Source organism: Pseudomonas sp. MIL9 (genome assembly GCF_016887925.1).
In the GTDB taxonomy this organism is placed as follows: Bacteria; Pseudomonadota; Gammaproteobacteria; order Pseudomonadales; family Pseudomonadaceae; genus Aquipseudomonas; species Aquipseudomonas mohnii.
The window spans coordinates 13,602-37,953 of sequence record NZ_JAFEHE010000004.1; the positions used below are offsets into that span (position 1 = coordinate 13,602).

Genomic DNA, 24,352 nt, shown 5'->3' on the forward strand with positions numbered 1-24,352 from the left:
GTGACGGACGTGAGAACGACGCGGGGTGTCAGGATTTACGCGTTATCGTTGACGACCATCGCGAGCAGGCTCGCTCCTACAGAAGGGAGAAGGTCGAAACAGGGCCTGGCCCCGTTCATCCAGATGAACGGGGCTTTTGCGTGTAAAAAGAATGCTTCTCGACAACCCACGGCATAATGCGCGCCGTGATGACTTTTGAACGAACAAGGCGAGCGACGTGTTGAAGAAAACCCTGTTCCAGTTGCACTGGTTTTTTGGCATCAGCGCCGGACTCGTCCTGGCCCTGATGGGCATCACCGGGGCGACGGTATCGTTTCAGGATGAAATCCTGTATGCGCTGAACCCCTCTGTGTTGCAGGTCCAGAAGCAGGTGGCCGGGGTGCTGCCGCCCGCCGAACTGGTGGAGAAAATCGAAACGGCCACGGGCAACAAGGTGGCGGGGCTTTCGGTCGACATCGACAGCGGCATTGCCGCAAAAGTGTTCTTCACCCCGCCACCGGGCGAACGGCGCGGACCGATGCGTTACTTCGATCCTTACACCGCCGAGCTGCTGGGCGACGCCACTGGCCAGGACTTCTTCGGCCTGATGCTGCAATTGCACCGCTTCCTCGCCATGGGCGATACCGGTCGGCAAATCACCGGGGCCTGTACGTTGATCCTGGTGTTCTTCTGCCTCTCCGGCCTGTACTTGCGCTGGCCCCGCCAGTGGAAAAGCTGGCGTGCCTGGCTGACCCTCGACTGGAAGAAAAAAGGTCGCAGCTTCAACTGGGACCTGCACTCGGTCGCCGGCACCTGGTGCCTGGTGTTTTACCTCCTGGCCGCCTTGACCGGGTTGTCCTGGTCCTACGAGTGGTACAACAAGGGCCTGACCCGTTTGCTCTCCGATTCACCGCAGAACGAGCGCGTTCGCGGTGGTCGGGGCCCGGCCCCCAGCGGCCCGGCACCCACAGTCGATTACTCGGCCATGTGGCTGAGCATCTATAGCGCCGCCGGTCCCGACCTGAGCTTCTACAACACGCGCATGCCGCCCGTGGCCGGTCAACCGGCGACCGTGTTCTACCTGTTGAAAAACTCACCCCATGACCGCGCGCTGAACCAGATCACCCTCGATCCGGTCACCGGCGAGATCAAACGGCACGAGCGCTACAGCGACAAGAGCTTCAAGGCGCAATTGCTGACCAGCCTCTATGCGCTGCACGTCGGCAGCTACTTCGGCATCGTCGGGCGGATCATCCTGACGATCACCGCGCTGAGCATGCCGCTGTTTTTCGTCACGGGCTGGCTGTTGTACCTCGATCGTCGCCGCAAAAAACGCCAGGTCAAGGACGCCCGCAAGGACCTCGCCCAACCCGCCAGCGACGCGCCGGCGTGGCTGATCAGCTTTGCCAGCCAGAGTGGCTTTGCCGAGCAACTGGCCTGGCAGACGGCCGGCCAATTACAAGCGGCCGGCCTGCCAGTGAAAGTGCAGCCGCTGGCGACTGTCAGCGAGGAGGACCTGCAGAGTTCGAACAACGCGCTGTTCGTGGTCAGCACCTTCGGCGACGGCCAGGCACCGGACAGCGCCCGTGGTTTTGAACGCAAGGTGCTGGGGCGGGCGTCGAGCCTGGAGAGCTTGAACTACGCGGTGCTCGGTCTCGGCGACCGGCAGTATCAGCACTTCTGCGGCTTCGCCCGGCGCTTGCACACCTGGCTGGGCGAACACGGCGGCAAGACTTTGTTCGCCCCGGTAGAAGTCGACAGCGGCGACCCTTACGCCTTGCGTCACTGGCAGCAACAACTGGGGCTGTTGACCGGACAAGCACCGGTCGACACCTGGAAAGCGCCGAGCTATGACAACTGGCCGCTGGTTCGTCGCGAGTTGCTCAACCCGGACAGCAGCGGCTCGCCCGTGTACTTGCTGGGCCTCAAGCCGCCCACCACCAGCAGTTGGCTGGCAGGTGACCTGGTGGAAGTGTTGCCGCGCAATGGCTCCTGGGCGATCGAGCATTTCCTCGACGGCCTGGGGATTGACGGTCGCGCCACGATTGAATTCGATGGCCGGTCGCAGCCGCTGGAGCAAGCCCTCGCCAGCCGCCAACTGCCGGCGAATCGGGCGCATCTGGTCGGTTTGCATGCCCAGGCGCTGGTGGATGCGCTGGTGCCTTTGGCCCTGCGCGAATATTCCATTGCCTCGATTGCCGCCGATGGCGTACTGGAGCTGATCGTTCGCCAGGAACTGCACCCCGATGGCAGCCTCGGCGTCGGCTCCGGCTGGCTGACCGAACACGCGCCGGTGGGCAGCACCATCAGCCTGCGTGTGCGACGCAACAGTGGTTTCCATCTGCCGTCAGACCCCGTGCCCATGATCCTGCTGGGCAACGGCACCGGGCTGGCCGCGCTGCGCAGCCTGCTCAAGGCGCGGATTGCCGACGGCCAACAACGTCACTGGCTGCTGTTCGGCGAGCGCAATCGGGAACACGACTATCTGTGTCGCGACGAGTTGGAAGAGTGGTTGATTTCGGGTGATCTGCAGCGCCTGGACCTGGCGTTCTCGCGGGACCAGGCAGAGAAAATCTATGTACAGGATCGCCTGCGCGAATCAGCCGCCGAGCTGAAGAAGTGGCTGGCGGACGGTGCGGTGATTTATATCTGCGGCAGCTTGCAGGGCATGGCTTCGGGAGTCGATCAAGTGCTCAACGATGTGCTCGGCGCTGCCGAAGTGGAACGCCTGATCGAACAGGGCCGCTACCGCCGCGACGTTTACTGACGCGGCACAAATCCCCTGTAGGAGCGAGCCTGCTCGCGATGGTGGTCAACGATAACGCGGGGAAATCTGATAGCCCGCGGTGTCTTTGAGTTCATCGCGAGCGGGCTCGCTCCTACAGGGGTTGGTGTCACTTGGTTAAACCGGCTGCAACTTCTGCTCGAACACAGACACTCCATCAAGATCGCGCAACACCACACTCAGCTCCCCTGTCTGCCCATCGATGTTCACCTCGCCAAAAAACTGAAACCCGGCAAAGGGCGAGGTGTTCTGTGCAGGGGGTGCCTTCTCGAACACCACTTCGGGACCGAAGGTCTTATCCAGTGGATTAGGCCCGAAACTCCCGGCATTCAATGGCCCGGCCACAAACTCCCAGAACGGCTCGAAGTCCTGGAATGCGGCTCGGTCGGGATGGTAATGATGCGCGGCGCAGTAATGCACATCGGCAGTCAGCCAGACGAAGTTGCGCACCTGCTGCGCCCGCAGGAATCCGAGTAACTCGGCAATTTCAAGCTCGCGCCCCTGAGCGGGCCCGGGATCTCCATTGGCTACCGCTTCCCAACGTGTCACACCGGGGCTGACCTCGCCGTCCGGTACACCGAGGCCAATCGGCATGTCGGCGGCGATGACTTTCCATTGCGCACTGGAAGCTTTCATCGATGCCTTCAGCCAATCCAGCTGCTCGCGGCCGAGGAACGGTTTGGCACTGCCCAGATTGTCGTCATTGGCACTGCGGTAACTGCGCATGTCGAGCACGAACACATCGAGCAATGGCCCGTAGCTGAGCTTGCGATAAATCCGTCCACCGTTGTCGGCACTCTGCAGGCGCATCGGTGCATATTCGAGCCAGGCCTGACGTGCGCGTCCGACCAGGCTGTGGATATCTTTACTGGCATAGCGTTGATCCAATTGCTTGCCCGGCGACCAGTTGTTCACCACTTCGTGGTCGTCCCACTGCCAGATCTGCGGCACCTCGGCGTTGAAGCGGCGGATGTTTTCGTCCATCAGGTTGTAGCGGTAATTGCCACGGAATTCGTCGAGGGTTTCGGCGACCTTGCTCTTGGCTTCACTGGTGATGTTGCGCCACACGCGACCGCTTTCGGTGGTGAGCTGCGCGGGCACCGGACTATCGGCGTAGATGGTGTCACCGCTGTGAATAAAGAAGTCCGGCAGGCGCAGACGCATGGCTTCGTAAATGCGCATGCCGCCGATGTCCGGGTTGATACCAAAGCCCTGGCCGACGGTATCACCGCTCCAGACGAAGCGAATGTCGCGGCGGGTCTGGGGCTCGCTGCGCAGATGACCGAACCACGGCTCGCTGGCGACACCGCTCTGGGCATCCTCAAACTGTACGCGGTAGAAAATCGCCTGCCCGGCGGGCAGCCCGGCGAGTTCGACCCTGGCGGTAAAGTCGGTGCGGGCGTCGACCAGCGCGGAGACGAATCGTCGCGGGTTGGCGAACAGGCTACGGGTGTCCCATTCCACCACCATCCGCGCCGGGCGGTCGCAGCGGCTCCAGATGATCGCCCGGTCGCCCAGCAAGTCGCCCGATTGCACGCCATCGGTGAGTTGTGGACGATCCTTGACCGACGCGATCACGGCCGGCGCCAGGCCAGGCATCAACAAACCGGCGCCGACCACTTGCATGACACGGCGGCGACCGGGATTGAAATCGCTCATGGTGTTCTCCCTGGAAAAAGGAAAACTTAAGCACGCCTGCATGACTCGGGCATGACACAAAACCCACCAAAGCCACAGTCACCTGTAGGAGCGAGCCTGCTCGCGATGAACTCAAGGCACCGCGGGCTATCAGATTCCCCGCGTTATCGTTGACCACCATCGCGAGCAGGATCGCTCCTACAGGGGGGGATCAGGCGCTGACGGGCTCGATCGCCATCTCCGTCACCTCAGGCCGCTTGACCACCGCATACACCACCGCCGTCAACAAACTCCCCGCCACGATCGCCAGCAAATACAGCAATGCATGGTTGATCGCATTCGGAATGGCCAGCACGAACAATCCACCGTGGGGCGCCATCAGCTTGCAGCCGAAATACATCGACAGCGCACCGGTCAGCGCACCGCCGGCGATGCTCGCCGGAATCACCCGCAACGGGTCCTTGGCAGCGAAAGGAATCGCCCCTTCGGAGATGAAGCACAACCCCAGCACCAGCGCCGCCTTACCCGCTTCGCGCTCGGTCTGGGCAAACTTGCGCCGGGCAATGAACGTGGCGATGCCGAGGCCAATCGGCGGCACCATGCCGGCCGCCATGGTCGCGGCCATCGGTGCATAACTCTGCGAGGCCAGCAGCCCGACCGAGAACGCATAAGCGGCCTTGTTGATCGGCCCGCCGAGATCGACGCACATCATCCCGCCCAGCAGCACGCCAAGCAGGATCGCATTGGTGGTGCCCATGCTGTCGAGGAAATGCGTGAGCCCTTCAAGCATCCCGGCCACGGGTTTGCCGACCACGTAGATCATCACCAGGCCCGTGAACAGACTGGCCAGCAACGGGATGATCAGGATCGGCTTGAGCGCCTCAAGGCTTTGCGGCAAACGCGCATAACGATTGATCGCCTGGGCGGCGTAGCCGGCGAGGAAACCGGCAATGATCCCGCCGATAAAACCGGCGCCGAGGGAGCTCGCCAGCAGCCCGCCGATCATCCCTGGCGCCAGACCCGGACGGTCGGCGATGGAGTAAGCGATATAGCCCGCCAGCAACGGCACCATCAGCTTGAACGCGGTCTCGCCGCCGATCTGCATCAATGCCGCCGCCAACGTGCCGGGTTCCTTGAACGCGGTGATGCCGAACACGAACGACAAGGCAATCATCAGACCGCCCGCCACCACCATCGGCAACATGAACGACACGCCGGTCAGCAGGTGTTTGTAGATGCCGGTCTTCTCTGCCTTGACCGGACCGCTGGCGCCGCTGGCTGCGCTTTCCTGCGTGCCTTCGGCCAGCGCTTTGTTCAGCGTGGCTTCGGCCTGCTTGAGGGCAATGCCGGTGCCGCAGCGATAAATTTTCTTGCCGGCGAAACGCTCGGTGGCGACTTCGATATCGCAAGCCAGCAGTACCACGTCGGCTTCGGCGATGGCTTGCGCACTCAGCGGATTGCGCGCCCCAACGGAGCCCTGGGTTTCCACTTGCAGGTCGTAACCCAGGCGCTTGGCCGCTTGCTGCAAGGCTTCGGCGGCCATGAAGGTGTGGGCGACGCCGGTTGGACAGGCGGTGATCGCGACCAGGCGCGGTGCGTTTTTGCTCACCGCAACCGGTTCTGCGACGGTTTCAGGGGCGACGTACAACCGGGCCTCTTCGGCACCACGGCGCAACACCGCCTCGACGTCCTGCAGGGCTTGCGCCGGGGTGCTCTGGAACACCCGCTTGCCGACGAATCGCGACATGTCCACCGGGGCGCTGGTCACCAGCAGTACCCACTCGGCGGCCTCGATCGTCGCCGCCGACAATTGCCGTTCAGGATGCGCTGCGTCGTTCACTTCGACACTGGTGCTCCAGCCCTGACGCTGGGCCGCTGCATCCAGCAGACGAGCGCACAGCACACTGGTGACCATGCCGTTCGGGCAGGCAGTAACAATGGCTAATTTCATGACCAACCCTCTTATTGTTCTGTCAGGGGACGCACGCGCACACCCTGTTCGAGCTGCGCCAGTTGCGCCGCGTCGCTGATACCGAAACCGATCTGGGTGACGGCCATCGCGGCAATTGCCGTGGCGCTGCGCAAGGTCTGCTCAGGCAGGTCGGCGCTGACCAGGCCGTGGAGCATCCCCGCCAGCAACGAGTCGCCCGCGCCCACCGTACTGGCGACGCTGACTTTAGGTGGTGTGGCGTGCAGCGCCGAACCGACGCTGAACCAGTTCACGCCATCGGCGCCGTGGGAAATCACCACATGCTCGATACCCTGCGCGTGCAAACGATTCGCCGCTTCGGCCTGCGCGGTGACAGAAACCACCTCGCAACCCAGCACTTCAGCCAGCTCTTCGGTGTTCGGCTTGATCAGCCATGGACCGGCCTTGAGCCCGGCCCGCAAGGCATCCCCGCTGGTGTCGAGCGCGACCTTCAGACCGAGTTTTTTCAAGCGCAGGATCAACGCCTGCAACCATTGCGGGCTAACGCCCTGAGGCAGGCTGCCGGCGACGACGACGGCGTCATGCCCCGGAGCGATCCGGTCAAGACGATCGAGCAAGGCCTGCTGCGCAGTCGCGCTGACCTGCGGCCCCGGGCCATTGATGTCGGTGATGCGACCATCGCTTTCCGCCAGTTTGAGATTGCTGCGGCTCTCCCCCGGCACGCGGATAAACGCGTCGACAAAGCCGCGTCTGGCGAACAGGGTTTCGAACGCTTGCAGATTGTCTTCACCGAGAAATCCGCTGACCGTCAGTTGGTGCCCGAGGTCCGCCAATACCTGCGCCACGTTCAACCCTTTGCCGGCGGCATGGGTGTGCATCACGTCACTGCGATTGACCTGACCCGGTTCCAGGCGCGGCAACTGGACGGTGAGGTCCAGCGCCGGGTTGAGGGTCAAGGTTAAAATCCTGGCCATTACAGGGCCTCCACTAATGCGCGCACTTCGTTGGCGCTGCCCACGGCGAGCGCCGCTTGGGCAAGGGTTTGGGTCTGGCTGAGGCTGAGTTCACGGATCCGCGCCTTGACCTCGGGAATGCTGCGCCCCGACACGCTCAACTCGTCCACACCGAGCCCGACCAGCACCGGCACCGCCAATGGATCGGCCGCCAGTTCACCGCAGACACCGACCCACTTGCCATGGGCATGGGCGGCGCGCACGGTGATGTCGATCAGTTGCAACACCGCCGGATGCAGGCCATCGGCCTGGGCCGACAAGGTCGGATGACCACGGTCGATGGCCAGGGTGTATTGCGTCAGGTCGTTGGTGCCGACACTGAAGAAGTCCACCTCTTTGGCCAACACCGGCGCCAGCAACGCCGCCGACGGCACTTCGATCATGATCCCCAGTTGCAGGTCCGCGACCGGGATTTCCAGACGCAGGCGTTCGGTCATGTCCCGGGCCTGGCGCCACTCATCGACGCTGCCGACCATCGGGAACATGATCCGCAGCGGACGGTTGTCGGCTGCTCGCAGCAAGGCGCGCAGCTGCGCTTCCATGATGTGTGGCCGTTGCAGGGTCAGGCGAATGCCACGAACACCGAGGAACGGGTTTTCTTCCTTGGCGATCGGCCAATAGGGCAGCGGTTTGTCGCCGCCGACATCCAGGGTGCGCACCACCAGGGGTCGACCCGCCAGGCCATCGAGGACACGCCGGTATTCGACTTCCTGGGTCGCCTCGTCCGGGGCTTGCGGGTGCGCCATGAAAATCAGTTCGGTGCGCAACAGGCCAATGCCTTCGGCACCCTGCTCGACCGCACCGGTCACGCCAGCGCTTTCACCGATGTTGGCGAACACTTCGACCGCATGGCCGTCGCGGGTCAAGGCCGGTTCATGGCGCTGTTCAGCCGCCACCTTCAATCGTTGTTCACGGGTGTCACGTTCTTCAGTGGCCCGTTGCAGCGTTGCGGCGTCGGCATCCACGTGCAGGCGACCGCGTTGGCCATCGATCAGCAACGGCGTGCCCGGCGCCAGCAGCAACACGGCCGGACCGGCACCGACCAACGCCGGAATACCGAGCGCCCGGGCCACGATCGCACTGTGGGCAGTAGCGCCGCCGCGGGCGGTGAGGATGCCGGCCACGCGAGTCGGGTCCAGACGCGCAACGTCGGATGGACCGACTTCGTCCATCACCAGAATGTAGGGTTGCTCGGGTTCGCCCGGGGTTTCGATCCCGCAGAGCGTCGCCAACACCCGTCGACCGATATCACGCAAATCGGCAGCACGTTCGGCAAGCAAGGCGTCCTGCAGCGCTTCCTGTTGCCGGGCCGCCGCTTCGATCACCGACATCCAGGCCGCTTCTGCGCTTTCGCCCTGCTTGAGACGGGTGTCGACTTCATCGGTCAATTCCGGGTCGTCGAGCATTTCCTGGTGGGTGACGAAAATTTCGCGAATGGCCTTGGCCTTGCTGCGTTCGATCAAACCACCGATGTCGCGCCGCACATCCGCCAGCGCCTGCTTGAGACGCTCGCGTTCGACGGCGGCGGAATCACCGCGCAGCGGGTACTCGATGGCTTGCAGCACTTGAATATGCGCCGGGCCGATGGCGATTCCCGGCGCGGCGGCGATGGCCTGAATCACGCTGCCGGACGCCGGGGCGAGCAGTACCTGGGCGGTCTCGACAAACTCTTCGCGCGGCTGGCTGACGGGCGGCAACGGCTCGATTTCTTCACCGAGGCCTTCTGCGATGGCAGCCAACAAGGCAGGCAGCGCATCGGCAGCGATGCTCGGCTCGGCGATGATTTCCAGCACTTGACCGCGACGAGCACCGAGGCTGAGCAGCTTGCTCAGGCTCTTGACCGACACCGCGCTGTCCTGACCATCGACGATGCGGATGCGAATTTCACCTTCAAAACTCTTTGCCAGTTGCGCGAGGATTTTCGCCGGCCGCGCATGCAAACCGTGGGCGTTGGCCAGCGCGATCCGCGTACTCGGCCAGTCCGCCGGCAGTTCGCCGCCGAGCACTTCAAGCACCGCGCGGCAACTGGTAGCACGGCCCAATTCATGGCCGCGACCTTCAATCAATAACGCGCACAGTCGTTCGAGCAACGCTTGATGGGCCTCACCCAGGCTGGCCAGGCAGAACAACCCGTTCAGCGGCTGACCGAGGTAACGCAGCGGCTTGTCCGGGGTCACGAACGCCAGACCGGGGCGCTTGACTGTTTGCTCACTGTGCAGCCACCACAGGCCATCGCCCAGAGGCAGTGCTTCGACCTGTTGCAACACGGCGGAGAAACCGTTGCTGACACAATCGGCCTGACGCAACAAACGCGCACCGCGCCAGACCAGCTCTTCAAAATCTTCGGCCGCCACACTCAGGCCGATCATTTGCGCATCCAGCGCCAATTCCTGCGGCGCACCTTGCAGCAGTTTCAGCAGGGCCTCGGCGGAGCTGGCGCGGCGCAGGGCCTGGCCCAGATCGGTCTCGCCGAGAGCGCGGGTCAGTAATTGCAGCAGGCGCAGGTGTTCATCGGATTTGGCGGCGATGCCAATGGCCAGGTAGACGATCTGCCCGTCGCCCCAGTCAACGCCCTCGGGAAACTGCATCAGGCGCACACCCGTGGTGAATACCTGATCGCGGGTTTCCGGGGTGCCGTGGGGGATGGCGATACCTTGACCGAGAAAGGTCGAGCCCTGGGCTTCGCGCGCCTGCAGGCCAGCGAGATAACCCTCGGCAACCAGACCATCGGTAACCAGATGCCGGGCCAGCAACTGCAAGGCTGCGGACTTATCCACAGCCGACTGGCCCATGGATATCTGCTCTATGGTGAGCTCGAGCATGCTTTCTCCTTTTGGCACCTGTTGGCACCAGGTATTGTTTTGAGTGTTTCAGCTTAGGCGCTTGTCCTGCGACAGTCTTCAGCGGTTTCGTGGCAGAACCGGCCGAAGGCGCCCATAACGTAGAAAATACGCCTGCTGAAACGTTTAATCTAGATTGATTGGCACGTTACTCGATAATGGCCCATCCTTGAAGTCCAACTTGTCGGCTGCGTGAAGGCGGGATCGCCTGCGTGAATCGGTTAGGATTGGCAAAATTGTCGAGGCAAGCTCGAAAAAACAAGGAAATCCCGGGTTGAAACTCAGTGATATTGCCCAGTTGGCCGGTGTGTCCGTTACCACCGCCAGCTACGTCATCAATGGCAAGGCCGAACAGCAACGCATCAGTAGCGCCACCGTCGAACGTGTACGCGCAGTCGTCGAGCAACATGGCTTCACGCCCAATCCCCAGGCCGCCGGGCTGCGCAGTCGGCACACCCGCACCCTGGGGTTCATTTTGCCGGATCTGGAAAACCCCAGTTACGCGCGAATCGCCAAACTGCTGGAACAAGGCGCACGCGCTCGCGGCTATCAGCTGCTGATCGCCAGTTCCGATGACGCGCCGGACAGCGAACGCCAATTGCTAAAACTGTTCCGCGCCCGCCGCTGCGATGCCCTGATCGTTGCCAGTTGCCTGCCACCCGGCGATGACAGCTATCGCCAATTGCAAGCCAAGGGTATTCCTATCATCGCGATCGACCGTGTCATGGAACCTGAACACTTCTGCTCGGTGATCAGCGACGACCGCGAAGCCAGCCTGCAATTGACCCGCAGCCTGCTGGACCCGTTACCCAAGCAAATCGCCTTGATCGGTGCCCGCCCGGAACTGAGCATCAGCCAGGAACGTACCGCCGGGTTCAAAGAGGCCTTGAACGGTTTCGACGGCGAGGTGCTGATCGAACAGGGCGAATCCTTCAGCCGCGAATGCGGCAAACAACTGATGGAAGAATTACTCCAGCGTGTAGGGCATTTACCCGAAGCTCTGGTGACCACGTCCTATGTGCTGTTGCAGGGCGTGTTCGATGCCTTGCACGACTTCCCGCTGAAAAACCGCCCGTTGCGCCTCGGCACTTTCGGCGACACTCAGTTGCTGGATTTCCTGCCTCTGCCGGTCAATGCCATGGCCCAGCAACATCAGCTGATTGCCGACAAGGCCCTCGCACTGGCCCTGGCCGCCATCGAGCAGTCCGATTACCAACCCGGCGTGCAGGCCATCCCGCGCACCTTCAAGCAGCGTATCCGCCAGGACTGAACCGTGGAGCTGATCGACAGCCACACCCATCTGGACTTTCCCGACTTCGACAAGGATCGTCAGGCGCTGCTGGCCGAAAGCCGCGCCCTCGGGGTACGGCGGATGGTGGTGCTGGGGGTTTATCAGGGCAATTGGCAGCGCGTCTGGGATCTGGTGCAAAGCGATCCCGACCTGCATGCCGCGTTCGGTCTGCATCCTGTGTATCTGGACGATCATCGGCCCGAAGATGTATGCGAACTCGGTGAGTGGCTGACCCGTCTGGCCGGTCACCGACAGTTGTGCGCAGTGGGCGAGATTGGCCTGGATTACTTCATCGAAACCCTCGATCGCGAACGCCAGCAAGTGTTGTTCGACGCACAGCTGCAACTGGCCGCGGACTTCAATCTGCCGGCGCTGATCCATGTACGACGCAGTCATGCGGCGGTCATTGCCACGCTCAAACGCTTTCGCCTGCCACGCGCGGGCATCATCCACGCCTTCGCTGGCAGCAAGGAAGAGGCGCGCGAATACATCAAGCTCGGTTTCAAACTGGGACTGGGCGGTGCCGCGACCTGGCCCCAGGCGCTGCGCATGCACCGGGTCCTCGCCGAGCTGCCGCTCGAATCAGTGGTCCTGGAAACCGACTCACCGGACATGGCACCCGCCATGTTTCCCGGTCAACGCAACAGCCCGGCCCACTTGCCCGCCATTTGCGCGGCACTGGCCGGCATCATGGCGATCAGCCCTGAGCGATTGGCGGCGGTCAGCACGGCCAATGCCTGTGAATTGTTCAATTGGTAATCAGTCGGCGTGAGCCTTGGCGGCCTCAAGAATCAATGTCATGTGCTGACGCTGACGGGCAAAGCGCATGGCGATGAAGTAGACGAAGATCGCCAGCAGCGAGAAATTGAGCTGCTCCAGAACGCTGATCATGCCAAGCCACTCCAGCACCAGCGCCACCAGTAAAGCGGTGCAAATCATCACCAGCAGGCTTGCTTTCAACATGGCCAGGGAATCAAGCGACTTGAAGCGCTTGATTTGTTTCGGGTCGTTCAGTTGCAAGGTTTTTCGGCAATGAGTGCATCTGAACGCTTCGTTGATTGCAATGGCATTGATCTGCCAGGACTCAAGCAGCAATGTGCGCTGGCAATGGGCGCAGCGTCCCTGGATTCCAAGGGTTGCAACAGACATGGAAAGGCCTCCTCCGTGTGGGCACTGAAATGAATCTCCGTTCATTGAAGTTGAAATACAGGAACAGGGAGAAAAACTGCAAGGTTCTTACGAAATTTGAGAAAGGTATTACAAAACTTTCAGCCACACACAGCCCCTGTGAAACGGAGCCTGTTCGCGAACGCGAGATGCCCGTCGACAGCAACGTCGGCCATCACGCGATCATCGCAAACAAGCGTTTATACAGGTGGCGGACTGCGGCTATCTAGACCCGGAATGCGCTGATCAGCTGTTTGAGTTCCACCACCTGAGCCGACAACACGCGACTGGCATCCTCGGTCTGGTGCGCACCTTCAGCAGTCCGTTCACCGGCACGATTGATTTCGACAATGTTCTGGTCGATGTCGTGGGCAACCGCCGTTTGCTGTTCCACGGCTGCGGCGATCTGCTGGTTCTGGTCGACGATCATACCGACGGCACCGAGGATGTTTTCCAGCGCCTGCTGGACCTTTTCCGACTGCCCTACCGTGCCATTGGCCATCTCATGGCTCACACCCATCGCCTTCACGGCAGCGCCGACCCCATTGTGGAGCCTGGTGATCATCTGTTCGATTTCTTCGGTCGATTGCTGGGTTCGCTTGGCCAGTGTCCGGACCTCGTCCGCCACCACCGCGAACCCACGCCCCTGCTCGCCGGCCCGCGCCGCTTCGATGGCGGCATTGAGCGCCAACAGGTTGGTCTGCTCGGCGATGCTCTTGATCACCTCCAGCACGCGGCTGATGGACTGGCTGTCACTGGCCAGTTGATTGATCACCCGCACCGACTGATCTATTTCGCTGGCCAGTGCCGCGATGCTGCCTTGCTGGGACTCGACCAGCCCACGCCCGCTGATGGTTTCGTCGTTGACACTGTGGGCGCTGCTGACCGCCGCGGCGGCGCTACGCGCGACCTCGAGGGCCGTGGCCGACATCTGGTTCATTGCCGTGGCGACTTGCTCGATCTGGCTCCGTTGCCCGGCCACGGCATGGTTGCTTTGCGCCGAGACGTTTTCAACTTGCCCGGCCTGGCGCTCCACCTCACTGACGGTTTGCCCCACGCGCTCAATCAGGTCATGGATTTTTTTCACGGTGCCGTTGAATACCTCGCCCAACTCGCCCAGTTCATCGCGACTGTGGGCGCTGAACGTCACCGTCATGTCGCCGGCCGCGACTTTATCCATCACCCCGCCAAGGCGTTTGAGCGTGGTACGGGTCGAGGCGTAGAAGCCGCCGTAAAGGTAGAAGATCAGCACAAACACCACCGACAGCGCCACTGCCTGCAAGACCATGTGCGTGCGGTTCTGATCCAGGCGCTGCTGCAATTGGGCGCCAAGAAATTTCAGCGTGGCTTCGTTGAGTTGATACGTCTGGTCCATCAGGCCGGTGACCTGATCGTAGAAACCCTGCCAGGGCGCATCCAGGGTGTCGGCCATTACCACTTGTTCTTCGAACAGTTCGCTGGCCTTTTTCAACGTCGCCCGACTGCCATCGGCCAAGGCTGCCAGGGTTTCCCGCGCCGCTTTGCTGGAGCCCAATGCGTCCTGCAATTTCAGCCCATACTCGCCTTGCAGCTTCTCGATCTGCGCCAACAGCTCATCGAAACGGGTACTCGACGCCGAATTGAGAAAGCCCTGGCCCAGCGAAAAGGAGCCCATCGCCCGGCCTTCACCCAGAAGCTGAGTCACAGGCGGGGTGACATTGGTGATGAGTTCGCTCAGTTGGCGCATGTCGCTCTGGGAATCGCGGCTCAGTCCGGCCTGACTGGCGACGATCTGGCTGAAAATCTGCGCGCTGGCGAGCAACTTGCCAATCATTCCGCTTTTGCTTTGCAGGGACGTTTCGCTGTGTTGCGCCTTGAAGGCGGCGATCATTTCATCGCGCTTGGTATCGAATACCGCGATTTGCTCGGGGTCCGTGCTCATCGCGGTCAGCCCTTGCAAACGGGTCAGAAGACTTTGCTCCAGGGCGCTGATCTGCGACTCGACATTGCCCGCCTTGCCTGACTGGCCCAGGGTGACATTGATCTGCACCAGGTTGTTGAGGGTTTCCAGATCGCGCCGCAACGCCAGGCTGCTGCCCAGCAGGTCGAGGCTTTGCAGTTCGGTACGGGTACCCTGGAATTCGCGATAGGAGTCACGCACCAGGTAGAAGTTGGTCACCAGCATCGGCACCAGGAACAGGACGCTGATCAGACTGAACTTCATGCCAAAGCTCAGACGGTTCATCAGTGCGACAGCGGGATAGAGCAAGCGCTTCACTGGAAGTCTCCCCATGATTTCTTATTTTTATTGGCAGGCGCAGACCGACAGCAGATAGCCACTACCCGGCGCTATTTCTGTATAGCTTAAATCGAAGAGAGGTTTTGTAACTTAAGGTTAACGGCAAAAGTTTGTCCGGGGCTCTGGCTGCGCCCGGACAATCTTTTGGCCGCTAAAAAGAAATCAGGCCAGAACGGTCCACAAGGCAAACCCGGCGTACCAGAGCACTGCAGCCCGCAACAGCAGTTCCCAGATCCGGTCAAGATTATTGATGCCTTCAGGCCCGACCACCGGTGCCGGGATTTCACCCGCCACCAGCCCGGCCTTCTCGATCAATTGCGCGGCGCTGATGTTCCAGTTCAACAACTCGTGCAACATCACCCGGCCGACGGCGACAAAGTTGCCGACCAAGGCAAAACTTGCCGCCAGCAAGCGCACCGGCAACCAATCGAAGGCATGACGCAGTTGCGCCGCGCGTTCGACCACGGCCGGGTTTTTCCCATGCTCCTCAACCAGCGCGAGCAATCGATAACTCAGAGCCGCGACCGGCCCCAACAGGAAGTACCAGAAAATCACCGCGAAAAAGCTCTGGTAGGCCTCCCACAGCAGATGTCCTTCAACCCGTTCCAGCAGTTGTTCGCCACTGTCGGCGCAGATATCCACGTCGCGCTTGGCGACATGGGCCGCCGCTTGCAGGTCTTGCCGACGCCAGGCATCGCGAAACGGCCCCAGACCGGCGAGCAGATCGCCACGACCCAGACTGTAAATCACCACCAGCAGGTGCACCGGTAACACCAGCAAGCCGTAGGCCACCGGCTGCAGCACCACCAACAGCAACCCCAGCAACGCCACCGGCAAAAATACCGAAATGGCCAGGATCAGCCACGGCCGATTGACCAGACGCGCGTTGACCTCAAGCCTGGCCAGTTCGCGCAACCAAAAACCGTCGCGTTGTACCCGGTGGCGCAGGGCCGAGAACTTCTCGATCCAGACCGCCAACAGCAGCACCAGAAAACTCATTGTTACTCCTCTTTTTCCATGGCGGCTTTTGCCAGGGCCGCACGATAGCGTGCCCAATCGAACGCCGGTCCCGGATCAGTCTTGCGCCCGGGCGCGATGTCACTATGCCCGCAGATGCGCTGCGTGGTAATGGCCGTGAAGGCGCTTTGCAGTTGCCGGGTAAGGGCCGTCAACGCGTCATATTGGGCGTCGGTGAACGGCAGATCATCCGTGCCTTCGAGTTCAATGCCCACGGAAAAATCGTTACAGGTCTCCCGCCCCTCAAAACTCGAAACGCCGGCGTGCCAGGCGCGCTCAAGGCAAGAGACAAACTGGGTGACAGTGCCGTCACGCTCGATCAGAAAATGCGCCGACACCCGCAGATCGGCAATCCCTTCAAAGTAGGGGTGCTCCGTGACATCCAGTCGGTTCTGGAAAAATTCCTGCACCTTCCCCGTGGCGAATTGCGCCGGCGGCAGGCTGATGTTGTGAATCACCAGCAGGGAAATTTCGCCCGTGGGGCGCGCATTGAAGTTGGGCGAGGGGCAAAGACGCACGTCCTGACACCAACCGCTTGCGGGGTCCAACTGCATACAGGCTCCTTCAACGACGACCGTGTGAGTGCCCAGTATGCCGCGATAGCCCGTCCGAACGCGATCACTTGCCGCGATTGAGACGCCGCAGATGGCCGATGACCGACTCCAGCGCCCGATCAAACAATAAGGTGTCATCGAGGACCCGTGCCGCCCCCTGGCGAAATTCCCGCGCCAGGGACGAACGACTGCGCTCCAGCACCTTCATGCCGGTGCGGTTGACGAAGATGTATTGACCGGTGGCTTCAATGATCGCCACCAGTTTGCAGCGCAGGGAGCTTTCCGGATCGGTCTGGAACTCGACCCAGCAGCCAGAGTGCAGCTGATTGACGTGGCGCATTCCGGCATCGTCTGCCGGCAGCGGCAGCCCCTTATCCACAGGGCCTTCATCGGCGCTGGGCAATACGATTCTTTCCAGCACTTCGATCATGACCGCCGCATCCGCGAGCGAGCGCTCGGGCCGCTCAAACAATTGCACATGCAGGCTTTCCAGTTCGCTGAAAAACTCACTGGTGGCGAAAGGGTCGTACGCCGAACCACTCAAACCCTCGCGCAAGGATTTGAGCAAACCCGGCACCCGCGCCAACAATCGTGTACCGGCGTCGGGCTCTTCATGACGCTGGACGCTCCAGATCAAATGCTCCATGACTTGCACATCGGCGTGCCACTGTGTGGATTGATCGCCATGCTTGAGGCAGGTCAACAGCAACACTTTGCTCCAGGCATCCCGGGCAAACAGCACCACGCTTTGCGGCAACACTTTGCCCAGCAGCGCATGGTTCAACGCCTGTTCGACACGCTGACGGGCCAGCAGGGTTCTGGCGCGCCCCTCTTCAACATCGCGGGTACGCTGCTCCAGCAATTCACTGCGACGACGCTCATCACTGGTGAAAGCCAGGAAGTCGGCCAGCACTTCGGAAAATATCGCCGGGTCGTCGACAAAATCGTTCAACAGGCGCTGCACCACCTGCTCCGTGCGCACGTAAAGGCTGTCACGTTCGAGGTCATCGCACTCGCTCCAGCCCCGGGCGGCACTGGCGATTTCATTAAGCAGGCGTCGCGCCGGATGGTTGCTGCGGCTGAACAAACGCTTGTCGAGCACCGCCACTTTCACCATCGGTATTTGCAGCCGCCCCATCAGGGCCTTGAGCGCATCCGGCAAATGACGGTCGTCGAGGATGCTTTCGAACAACATGGCGATCAGGTTGATCACATCGTCATCGGCCGCACCGACGACGTGCAACCTGCCACTTCTGGCGTTGGCCCCTGTCAGCAACTGTTGCAACCGGGTGCGCAGATCCAGGTCATTGCACGCGTTCGGCGCGGTTGAAGATTGCTGAAGATGCGAGAGCAGACGCAGCAGGTCCTGGCTGGAAATCGGCTCTCCCGGGGTACTGGCATCCAGGGTGGGGACGACGCTGCCGCGCACACGGAGCAACAATTGCTGTAGCGCCGGGAACACCGGCGGCACACCGTCCTCGTTTTGCCCCTCGGCGCCATCATGGGATGTGCTGGAGGGCGGCTGATCCGCCATCCGGCGCCCTGGCGCAGGCTTGAGATCAGGCAAAACGCCGGTGGCGATCAACAGTTGATTGGCTTCAGCGTAAAGCTGGTCGGCACCACTGAGGACGTAGCGATCGAACAGCTTGAGAATGATCAACTTGACCTTGAACGTTACCCCCAGGTTACGCGCGGCCTGCAGGAAAAACTCGCAGAGCAACGTCGGCCCCAGGGGGTTGTATCGTTCGATCAGTGCCCCACCCAGCAAGGTGCTGAGGCGGGCGGTGAGTTGGTCGAGGGCGAAACCATCGCGATTCAGCACTTTGTTGACCATCGACTCCACCGCAACATTGCGCTCGAGTTCGTCATCCTCCAGTGCAACGCTGACGTCGACCGGTAATACGCGAGTCAGGATGGTAGGCGTGGTTTCGTACTGGGCCAGCCTGATAAACCCGTCGAAGAACTGTTCAAAAAACACCCGCTCGATACTGTTGCGCTTGAGACGCAAGTCGCGCATCGCCTGAAAGAAGATGTTGTGTTCGACGTCGCTCCGAGCACGGTCGGCCAGTTCGAAAAGCGTGTCGTCAGCGTTATCGAACAGCTCTTGCAAACTCTGTCGGAGTAGTTGCGTAGCCTTGTCGCGAACCTGAAGCAGAATCACAGGCAGGCGGGCGAGTGGCAGGTGGATCGCCTGATCGGTAGTCGCCTTGCGCAAAGGCACTACATTCCCGTCTTTGTGCATCCAGCCTCCAGAAAATCCGAATCGTCAAAGTCATGACGTCAAATACAAGGCGAATTATCTTGTAAAAGATAGCGCTTGCGCCAGAGGACTCTTCGGCTTCGTTGTAAATAGCCCCCTCCCTTGCCTGCAGGCAGGCCCATGGGATTCGACCAAATGCAGGTGTGCGAGCATTGGCGATCGCTCGGATGCCTTGGGTTGCTTCGCACCATGGCCCTATAATCGGGACACTTTGTTTGTGGAGTCCGTTATGCCGAATCTACGCCTCGCCGATTTGACCACCGAAATCGAAGCCAACGTGCGCCGCGCGCTGCTCGAAGACATTGGCAGCGGCGACATCACCGCACAGCTGATCCCGTCCGAACGCCTGGCCAAAGCCACCATCATCACCCGCGACGCTGCCGTGATCAGCGGTACCGCCTGGGTCGATGCCGTGTTTCGGCAACTGGACCCACGAGTGGCAGTGCACTGGCAGGTCGCCGATGGCGAAAGGGTCAAACCCAACCAGGTGCTGTTCCACCTCGAAGGTCCCGCGCGCTCGTTGCTGACTGGTGAACGCAGTGCCTTGAACTTCCTGCAACTGCTGTCCGGCGTGGCCACCCGCGCGCAATACCTGGCGGATTTCGTGGCCCAGACCCAGGTCAAGCTGCTCGACACTCGCAAAACCCTGCCGGGCCTGCGTCTGGCGCAAAAGTACGCCGTGACCTGTGGCGGTTGTCACAATCATCGCATCGGCTTGTATGACGCATTCCTGATCAAGGAAAACCATATCGCCGCTTGCGGAGGCATTCCTGAGGCCATCGCCGCCGCGCACAAAATCGCACCGGGCAAACCGGTTGAGATCGAAGTGGAAAACCTGGATGAACTGAAAGAGGCCTTGGCGGCCGGTGCCGACATCATCATGCTCGATGAACTGAGTCTGGATGACATGCGCGAAGCCGTGCGCTTGAACGCTGGCAAGGCAAAACTGGAGGCCAGCGGCGGCATCAACGAAAGCACGTTGCTGCCCATCGCCGAAACCGGCGTGGATTACATTTCGATTGGCGCAATGACCAAGGATGTGAAGGCTGTCGATCTGTCGATGCGTCTGAGCCTCTGATCACACGCAATGAAAAACTGCAGGAGCGAGCTTGCTCGCTCCTGCACGCGGTGGGCGCTTTTTCAGACCACCAGATTATTCATCTCGCAGTACTCATCCCACTCGACGCCCAACACTTCAGCCGCCTCCTTGTGAAGAACCAGGCGCGCGGCCTCGTACTCTTCGGGGCTTGATGTGTACTTGAGCGTCAGTTCCCACGGCTGCAGGCCCTGGGCTTCAGCCTCATCCTCGAAGGCCCATTGGATCTGGTCTTTCTGATCGTCGGCTGGCAAGTCCTTGATCTCTTCGGCTAGCTGGGGCGAATCCAGCAAATACTTGTTGAGCGCCTCTTCGTGCCGGGCTTCCTGGCTCATTTCTTTAACGGTCATGGTGTTCTCGCTGATCTGGGGAATGGAAGATGGATCTGGATCATCAAGGATCTCTCTGACGCAAATAACCGTGTTCAACCTGGTTTGTCTGGCCTTCAGAACCATTCGGGATCATCTGAAAACTGCTGGGCTAAGCTCATGCAGGTTCCGAATATAGGATGTTTATCAGACGATTTACACGACTCTTTACATCAATCCACAAATAAACCGCACTCATCTTCAGTCGCGCCCAGGGACAGGCCGGCAGTAATGCAAGGGATGGCCCCAAACGTACGATCGAGGATTTTGAGCAGAAAGGCGAAACAACAGAGGGATGGTGCCCGAGACAGGAATCGAACCTGCGACCTTCGCGTTACGAGTGCGCTGCTCTACCGACTGAGCTACACGGGCGGTGCGCTAAACCTAGCATCGCGAAGGCATACCGGCAACTTTAGCCAGCGCCTTGATTGTCTACAGGCAAAAAAAGACCCCGTCGTTTTCACGGCGGGGTCTTTTTTACAACGTTGAAGCGGTCAGGCGGGCGAGCGGATTAAACGCCCGAAGCCTTGGCTGCTGCTACGTCCTTGATGGACAGCTTGATGCGGCCGCGGTTGTCCACGTCCAGTACCAGTACTTCCACTTCCTGACCTTCCTTGAGGATGTCGGTCACTTTCTCTACGCGAGCGTCGCTCAGCATGGAGATGTGAACCAGACCGTCCTTGCCAGGCAGGATGTTGACGAATGCGCCGAAGTCGACGATGCGCTCAACCTTACCGACGTAGATCTTGCCGATCTCGGCTTCCGCGGTGATACCCAGAACGCGCTGACGTGCCGCTTCAGCGGCGTCCTTGGTTTCGCCGAAGATCTTGATCGAACCGTCGTCTTCGATATCGATCGAAGCCTTGGTCTCTTCACAGATCGCACGGATGGTCGCGCCACCTTTACCGATGACATCACGGATTTTGTCGGTGTCGATCTTCATCGCGATCATGGTCGGTGCATTGGCCGACAGCTCGGTACGCGACTGGCCGATGATCTGGTTCATCTGACCGAGGATGTTCAGGCGCGCTTCCAGGGCTTGGCCCAGAGCGATTTCCATGATTTCTTCGGTGATGCCCTTGATCTTGATGTCCATCTGCAACGCGGTCACGCCTTTGGCGGTACCGGCTACCTTGAAGTCCATGTCGCCCAGGTGGTCTTCGTCGCCCAGGATGTCGGTCAGGACGGCAAATTTCTCGCCTTCTTTAACCAGACCCATGGCGATACCGGCAACCGGCGCCTTCATTGGAACACCAGCGTCCATCAGAGCCAGGGAAGCACCGCAGACCGAAGCCATGGAGCTCGAACCGTTGGACTCGGTGATTTCCGACACAACGCGGATGGTGTACGGGAACACGTCGGCGGCAGGCAGCATGGCCTGAACCGAACGACGGGCCAGACGGCCGTGACCGATTTCGCGACGACCGGCACCACCCATGCGACCACACTCGCCCACCGAGAACGGAGGGAAGTTGTAGTGCAGCATGAACGGGTCTTTTTTCTCGCCTTCCAGGGTGTCCAGCAGTTGTGCATCACGGGCAGTACCCAGAGTTGCAACGACCAGAGCCTGGGTTTCGCCACGGGTGAACAGCGCCGAACCGTGGGTCTTCGGCAGAACGCCAACTTCGATGTTCAGCGGACGTACGGTGCGGGTGTCGCGGCCGTCGATACGTGGCTTGCCGTTTACGATGTTTTCGCGAACGGTGCGGTATTCGATTTCACCGAAAGCGGCTTTGACGTCAGCAGCGGAAGGCTGGCCTTCTTCGCCGGACAGCTTGGCAACGACCTGATCCTTCAGCTCGCCCAGGCGAGCATAACGGTCGGCCTTGACGGTGATGGTGTAAGCCTGGGAGATCGCTTCGCCGAACTCGGCGCGAATGGCACCCAGCAGCTCGGTGGCTTCGGCTTGCGGAGCCCAGCTCCAGGTTGGCTTGGCAGCTTCGGCGGCCAGCTCTTTGACGGCCTGGATAACGACCTGGAATTCGTCGTGGGCGAACAGTACGGCGCCCAGCATCTGGTCTTCGGTCAGTTCCTTGGCTTCGGATTCAACCATCAGAACGGCTTCAGAAGTACCGGCAACGACCATGTCCAGGCTCGAAGCAGCCAGCTGCTCGTAAGTCGGGTTCAGCAGGTAGCCGGTGCTTTCGTGGAACGCAACGCGGGCAGCGCCGATCGGACCATCGAACGGAATGCCGGAGATCGCCAGGGCAGCCGAGGTACCGATCATCGCAGCGATGTCCGGATCGGTCTTCTTGCTGGTGGAAACGACGGTGCAGACTACCTGCACTTCGTTCATGAAGCCTTCCGGGAACAGCGGACGGATCGGACGGTCGATCAGTCGGGAAGTCAGGGTTTCTTTCTCGGAAGGACGGCCTTCACGCTTGAAGAAACCACCAGGGATCTTACCGGCAGCGTAAGTTTTTTCCTGGTAGTGAACAGACAGAGGGAAGAAGCCCTTGCCTGGATCGGCTTGCTTGGCACCGACTACGGTCACCAATACGCTGACGTCGTCGTCAACGGTGACCAATACTGCGCCGGAGGCCTGACGGGCGATACGGCCAGTCTCGAGGGTAACGGTCGACTGACCGAACTGGAATTTTTTGATGACCGGGTTCACGGTGTCCTACCTTCTTTTGTGGCTCTTGGGGAAACTGGTTTCTTGCGAAATTCTTGGGCAACGTCGGGAATCGGCCCGATCGGGATGTCCAGGGTGCAGCGACTCAGGCAAAGCAGATATCCAGATAAAACTTGAGGCTGGAAGCCTGCCATGTGCCAGCGGGAAACCCGCGGATGCACGACAGACAACCAACCTCTAGCGCAATCGCTGAATTAGCGACGCAGACCCAGGCGACCGATCAGAGCGCTGTAACGGCTCACGTCTTTGCCTTTCAGGTAGTCCAGCAGCTTACGACGCTGGTTTACCATGCGGATCAGACCACGACGGGAGTGGTGATCTTTACCGTTGGCCTTGAAGTGACCTTGCAGTTTGTTGATGTTGGCGGTCAGCAGTGCAACTTGCACTTCTGGCGAACCAGTGTCACCAACAGCTTGCTGGTAGTCAGCTACGATTTGGGCTTTTTCTTGAACGTCGAGAGCCATGAGGCAATCCTTTTATCAGGAAACTGTTTCAGAAAAACAGTTTCAACAGGCCAGGGACAAATCCCTGTATCTAAAAATGAGTAGTGACCGTGCCTGTTGACAGCCACCCTCGTCCGGTCATTCTGACCGAATCAGTCGACGCGGCGCGATGCGCCCGTCTTCGCTCACTTCACCGATACCGATGAAGCGACCATTGTGATCCTGTACCCGTACCATACCGAATTTCGGTGCATCCGGAGCGCGTACCGGCTGGCCGTTAAGCCAGTAGAACGAGCTGTGCTCCGAGAACTGCAAAAGCGGCCAATCCAGAAGACCGCTGTCCGATGGCATCAGGAAGCGGTCGACCGCTTCGTTGCCGCCTTCGGCATGTACCGCTTCCAACTCTTCCAGGGTGACCGTCTGGGCCAGCGTGAAAGGCCCGGCCTGGGTACGTCGCAGTTCTGCCACGTAAGCGCCACAACCGAGTTGCTCACCAATATCCTCCACCAGGGTGCGAATATAGGTGCCTTTGCTGCAATCCACTGCCAGCCGCGCAGTATCACCTTCGAAGGCCAGCAATTCCAAGCGCGTAATAGTAACAGAACGCGGTTCACGCTCCACTACTTCGCCTGCACGGGCCAGCTTGTACAGCGGCTGACCATCACGCTTGAGCGCCGAGTACATCGGCGGTATCTGACTGATTTGCCCACGAAAATTCGGCAACACAGCTTCGATATCGGAGCGACCAACGGTCACAGGACGCTCCTGCAAAACTTCGCCCTCGGCATCCGCCGTGGTCGTGGTTTTGCCCAGTTGCGCCAGGGTTTCGTAACCCTTGTCGGAATCAAGCAGGTATTGCGAGAACTTGGTGGCCTCACCGAAGCACAACGGCAACACGCCGGTGGCCAGCGGGTCGAGACTGCCGGTGTGTCCGGCCTTCTCGGCATTGAGCAACCAGCGGACCTTCTGCAAGGCCGCATTGGAGGTGAACCCCAGCGGCTTGTCCAGCAGGATGATACCGCTGACGTTACGACGGATACGTTTGACCTGAGCCACCG

17 protein-coding genes and 1 tRNA gene are annotated in these 24,352 nt (G+C 60.6%); 4 read left to right on the top strand and 14 right to left on the bottom strand.

Annotated elements, in window-relative coordinates:
* Positions 1–217: 217 nt before the first annotated feature.
* Entirely contained in the window at positions 218–2,746 is a 2,529-nt protein-coding gene (locus JQF37_RS04615) for a sulfite reductase flavoprotein subunit alpha (RefSeq protein ID WP_130203922.1), read from the top strand.
* Positions 2,747–2,881: 135 nt separating this feature from the next.
* Here JQF37_RS04615 and JQF37_RS04620 read toward each other — a convergent pair whose 3' ends face one another.
* The 4 genes from JQF37_RS04620 to ptsP form a co-directional block, all read right to left on the bottom strand.
* Positions 2,882–4,423 carry an alkaline phosphatase D family protein gene (locus JQF37_RS04620; protein ID WP_130203921.1) on the bottom strand — a complete coding sequence of 514 codons (1,542 nt, stop codon included), beginning with the start codon at positions 4,421–4,423 and terminating at the stop codon, positions 2,882–2,884.
* Between the two features lie 190 nt (positions 4,424–4,613).
* Positions 4,614–6,353 carry a PTS fructose-like transporter subunit IIB gene (locus JQF37_RS04625; RefSeq protein ID WP_130203920.1) on the bottom strand — a complete coding sequence of 580 codons (1,740 nt, stop codon included), beginning with the start codon at positions 6,351–6,353 and terminating at the stop codon, positions 4,614–4,616.
* A gap of 11 nt (positions 6,354–6,364) precedes the next feature.
* Positions 6,365–7,306, bottom strand: coding sequence for a 1-phosphofructokinase (gene pfkB, locus JQF37_RS04630; protein ID WP_130203919.1), 942 nt, complete (start codon positions 7,304–7,306; stop codon positions 6,365–6,367).
* Positions 7,306–10,167, bottom strand: a complete 2,862-nt coding sequence (gene ptsP / locus JQF37_RS04635) for a phosphoenolpyruvate--protein phosphotransferase (protein ID WP_130203918.1) — start codon at positions 10,165–10,167, stop codon at positions 7,306–7,308. Before ptsP ends, pfkB begins: the two co-directional genes overlap by 1 nt.
* Before the next feature lie 292 nt (positions 10,168–10,459).
* On the opposite strand from ptsP, the gene cra reads away from it, so the two are divergent.
* Both cra and JQF37_RS04645 read left to right on the top strand, forming a co-directional pair.
* A complete protein-coding gene (gene cra / locus JQF37_RS04640) occupies positions 10,460–11,455 on the top strand; it encodes a catabolite repressor/activator (protein ID WP_130203917.1) in 996 nt (331 codons plus the stop codon).
* 3 nt (positions 11,456–11,458) lie between these two features.
* Positions 11,459–12,235 (top strand): TatD family hydrolase, encoded by a 777-nt coding sequence (locus JQF37_RS04645; protein WP_130203916.1) that lies wholly within the window; start codon positions 11,459–11,461, stop codon positions 12,233–12,235.
* Here JQF37_RS04645 and JQF37_RS04650 read toward each other — a convergent pair whose 3' ends face one another.
* The 5 genes from JQF37_RS04650 to JQF37_RS04670 form a co-directional block, all read right to left on the bottom strand.
* On the bottom strand, positions 12,236–12,625 hold the full coding sequence (locus JQF37_RS04650; RefSeq protein WP_130203915.1) for a hypothetical protein: 390 nt from the start codon (positions 12,623–12,625) through the stop codon (positions 12,236–12,238). It lies immediately after the preceding gene.
* A 244-nt stretch (positions 12,626–12,869) separates the two neighbouring features.
* Complete coding sequence (locus JQF37_RS04655) at positions 12,870–14,900, bottom strand: methyl-accepting chemotaxis protein (RefSeq protein WP_130203914.1); 2,031 nt, start codon at positions 14,898–14,900, stop codon at positions 12,870–12,872.
* 183 nt (positions 14,901–15,083) lie between these two features.
* Positions 15,084–15,920 (bottom strand): regulatory signaling modulator protein AmpE, encoded by an 837-nt coding sequence (gene ampE, locus JQF37_RS04660; RefSeq protein WP_130203913.1) that lies wholly within the window; start codon positions 15,918–15,920, stop codon positions 15,084–15,086.
* Positions 15,921–15,922: 2 nt separating this feature from the next.
* The gene (gene ampD, locus JQF37_RS04665) at positions 15,923–16,492 is read right to left on the bottom strand and encodes a 1,6-anhydro-N-acetylmuramyl-L-alanine amidase AmpD (RefSeq protein ID WP_090467112.1); all 570 of its coding nucleotides are present in this window, start codon (positions 16,490–16,492) and stop codon (positions 15,923–15,925) included.
* A gap of 64 nt (positions 16,493–16,556) precedes the next feature.
* A complete protein-coding gene (locus JQF37_RS04670; protein WP_130203912.1) occupies positions 16,557–18,734 on the bottom strand; it encodes a DUF1631 domain-containing protein in 2,178 nt (725 codons plus the stop codon).
* A 247-nt stretch (positions 18,735–18,981) separates the two neighbouring features.
* On the opposite strand from JQF37_RS04670, the gene nadC reads away from it, so the two are divergent.
* Positions 18,982–19,830 (top strand): carboxylating nicotinate-nucleotide diphosphorylase, encoded by an 849-nt coding sequence (nadC, locus tag JQF37_RS04675; RefSeq protein WP_130203911.1) that lies wholly within the window; start codon positions 18,982–18,984, stop codon positions 19,828–19,830.
* A 62-nt stretch (positions 19,831–19,892) separates the two neighbouring features.
* On the opposite strand, the gene JQF37_RS04680 is transcribed toward nadC, so the two are convergent.
* From JQF37_RS04680 to truB, 5 genes are all read right to left on the bottom strand, one after another.
* A complete protein-coding gene (locus JQF37_RS04680) occupies positions 19,893–20,198 on the bottom strand; it encodes a DUF6388 family protein (protein WP_130203910.1) in 306 nt (101 codons plus the stop codon).
* 314 nt (positions 20,199–20,512) lie between these two features.
* Positions 20,513–20,588 (bottom strand) — tRNA-Thr (locus JQF37_RS04685).
* Between the two features lie 139 nt (positions 20,589–20,727).
* Positions 20,728–22,833, bottom strand: coding sequence for a polyribonucleotide nucleotidyltransferase (pnp, locus tag JQF37_RS04690; protein WP_130203909.1), 2,106 nt, complete (start codon positions 22,831–22,833; stop codon positions 20,728–20,730).
* Positions 22,834–23,045: 212 nt separating this feature from the next.
* On the bottom strand, positions 23,046–23,315 hold the full coding sequence (gene rpsO, locus JQF37_RS04695) for a 30S ribosomal protein S15 (RefSeq protein ID WP_046820615.1): 270 nt from the start codon (positions 23,313–23,315) through the stop codon (positions 23,046–23,048).
* Between the two features lie 117 nt (positions 23,316–23,432).
* Entirely contained in the window at positions 23,433–24,350 is a 918-nt protein-coding gene (gene truB, locus JQF37_RS04700) for a tRNA pseudouridine(55) synthase TruB (protein WP_047537524.1), read from the bottom strand.
* Between the last annotated feature and the right edge of the window lie 2 nt (positions 24,351–24,352).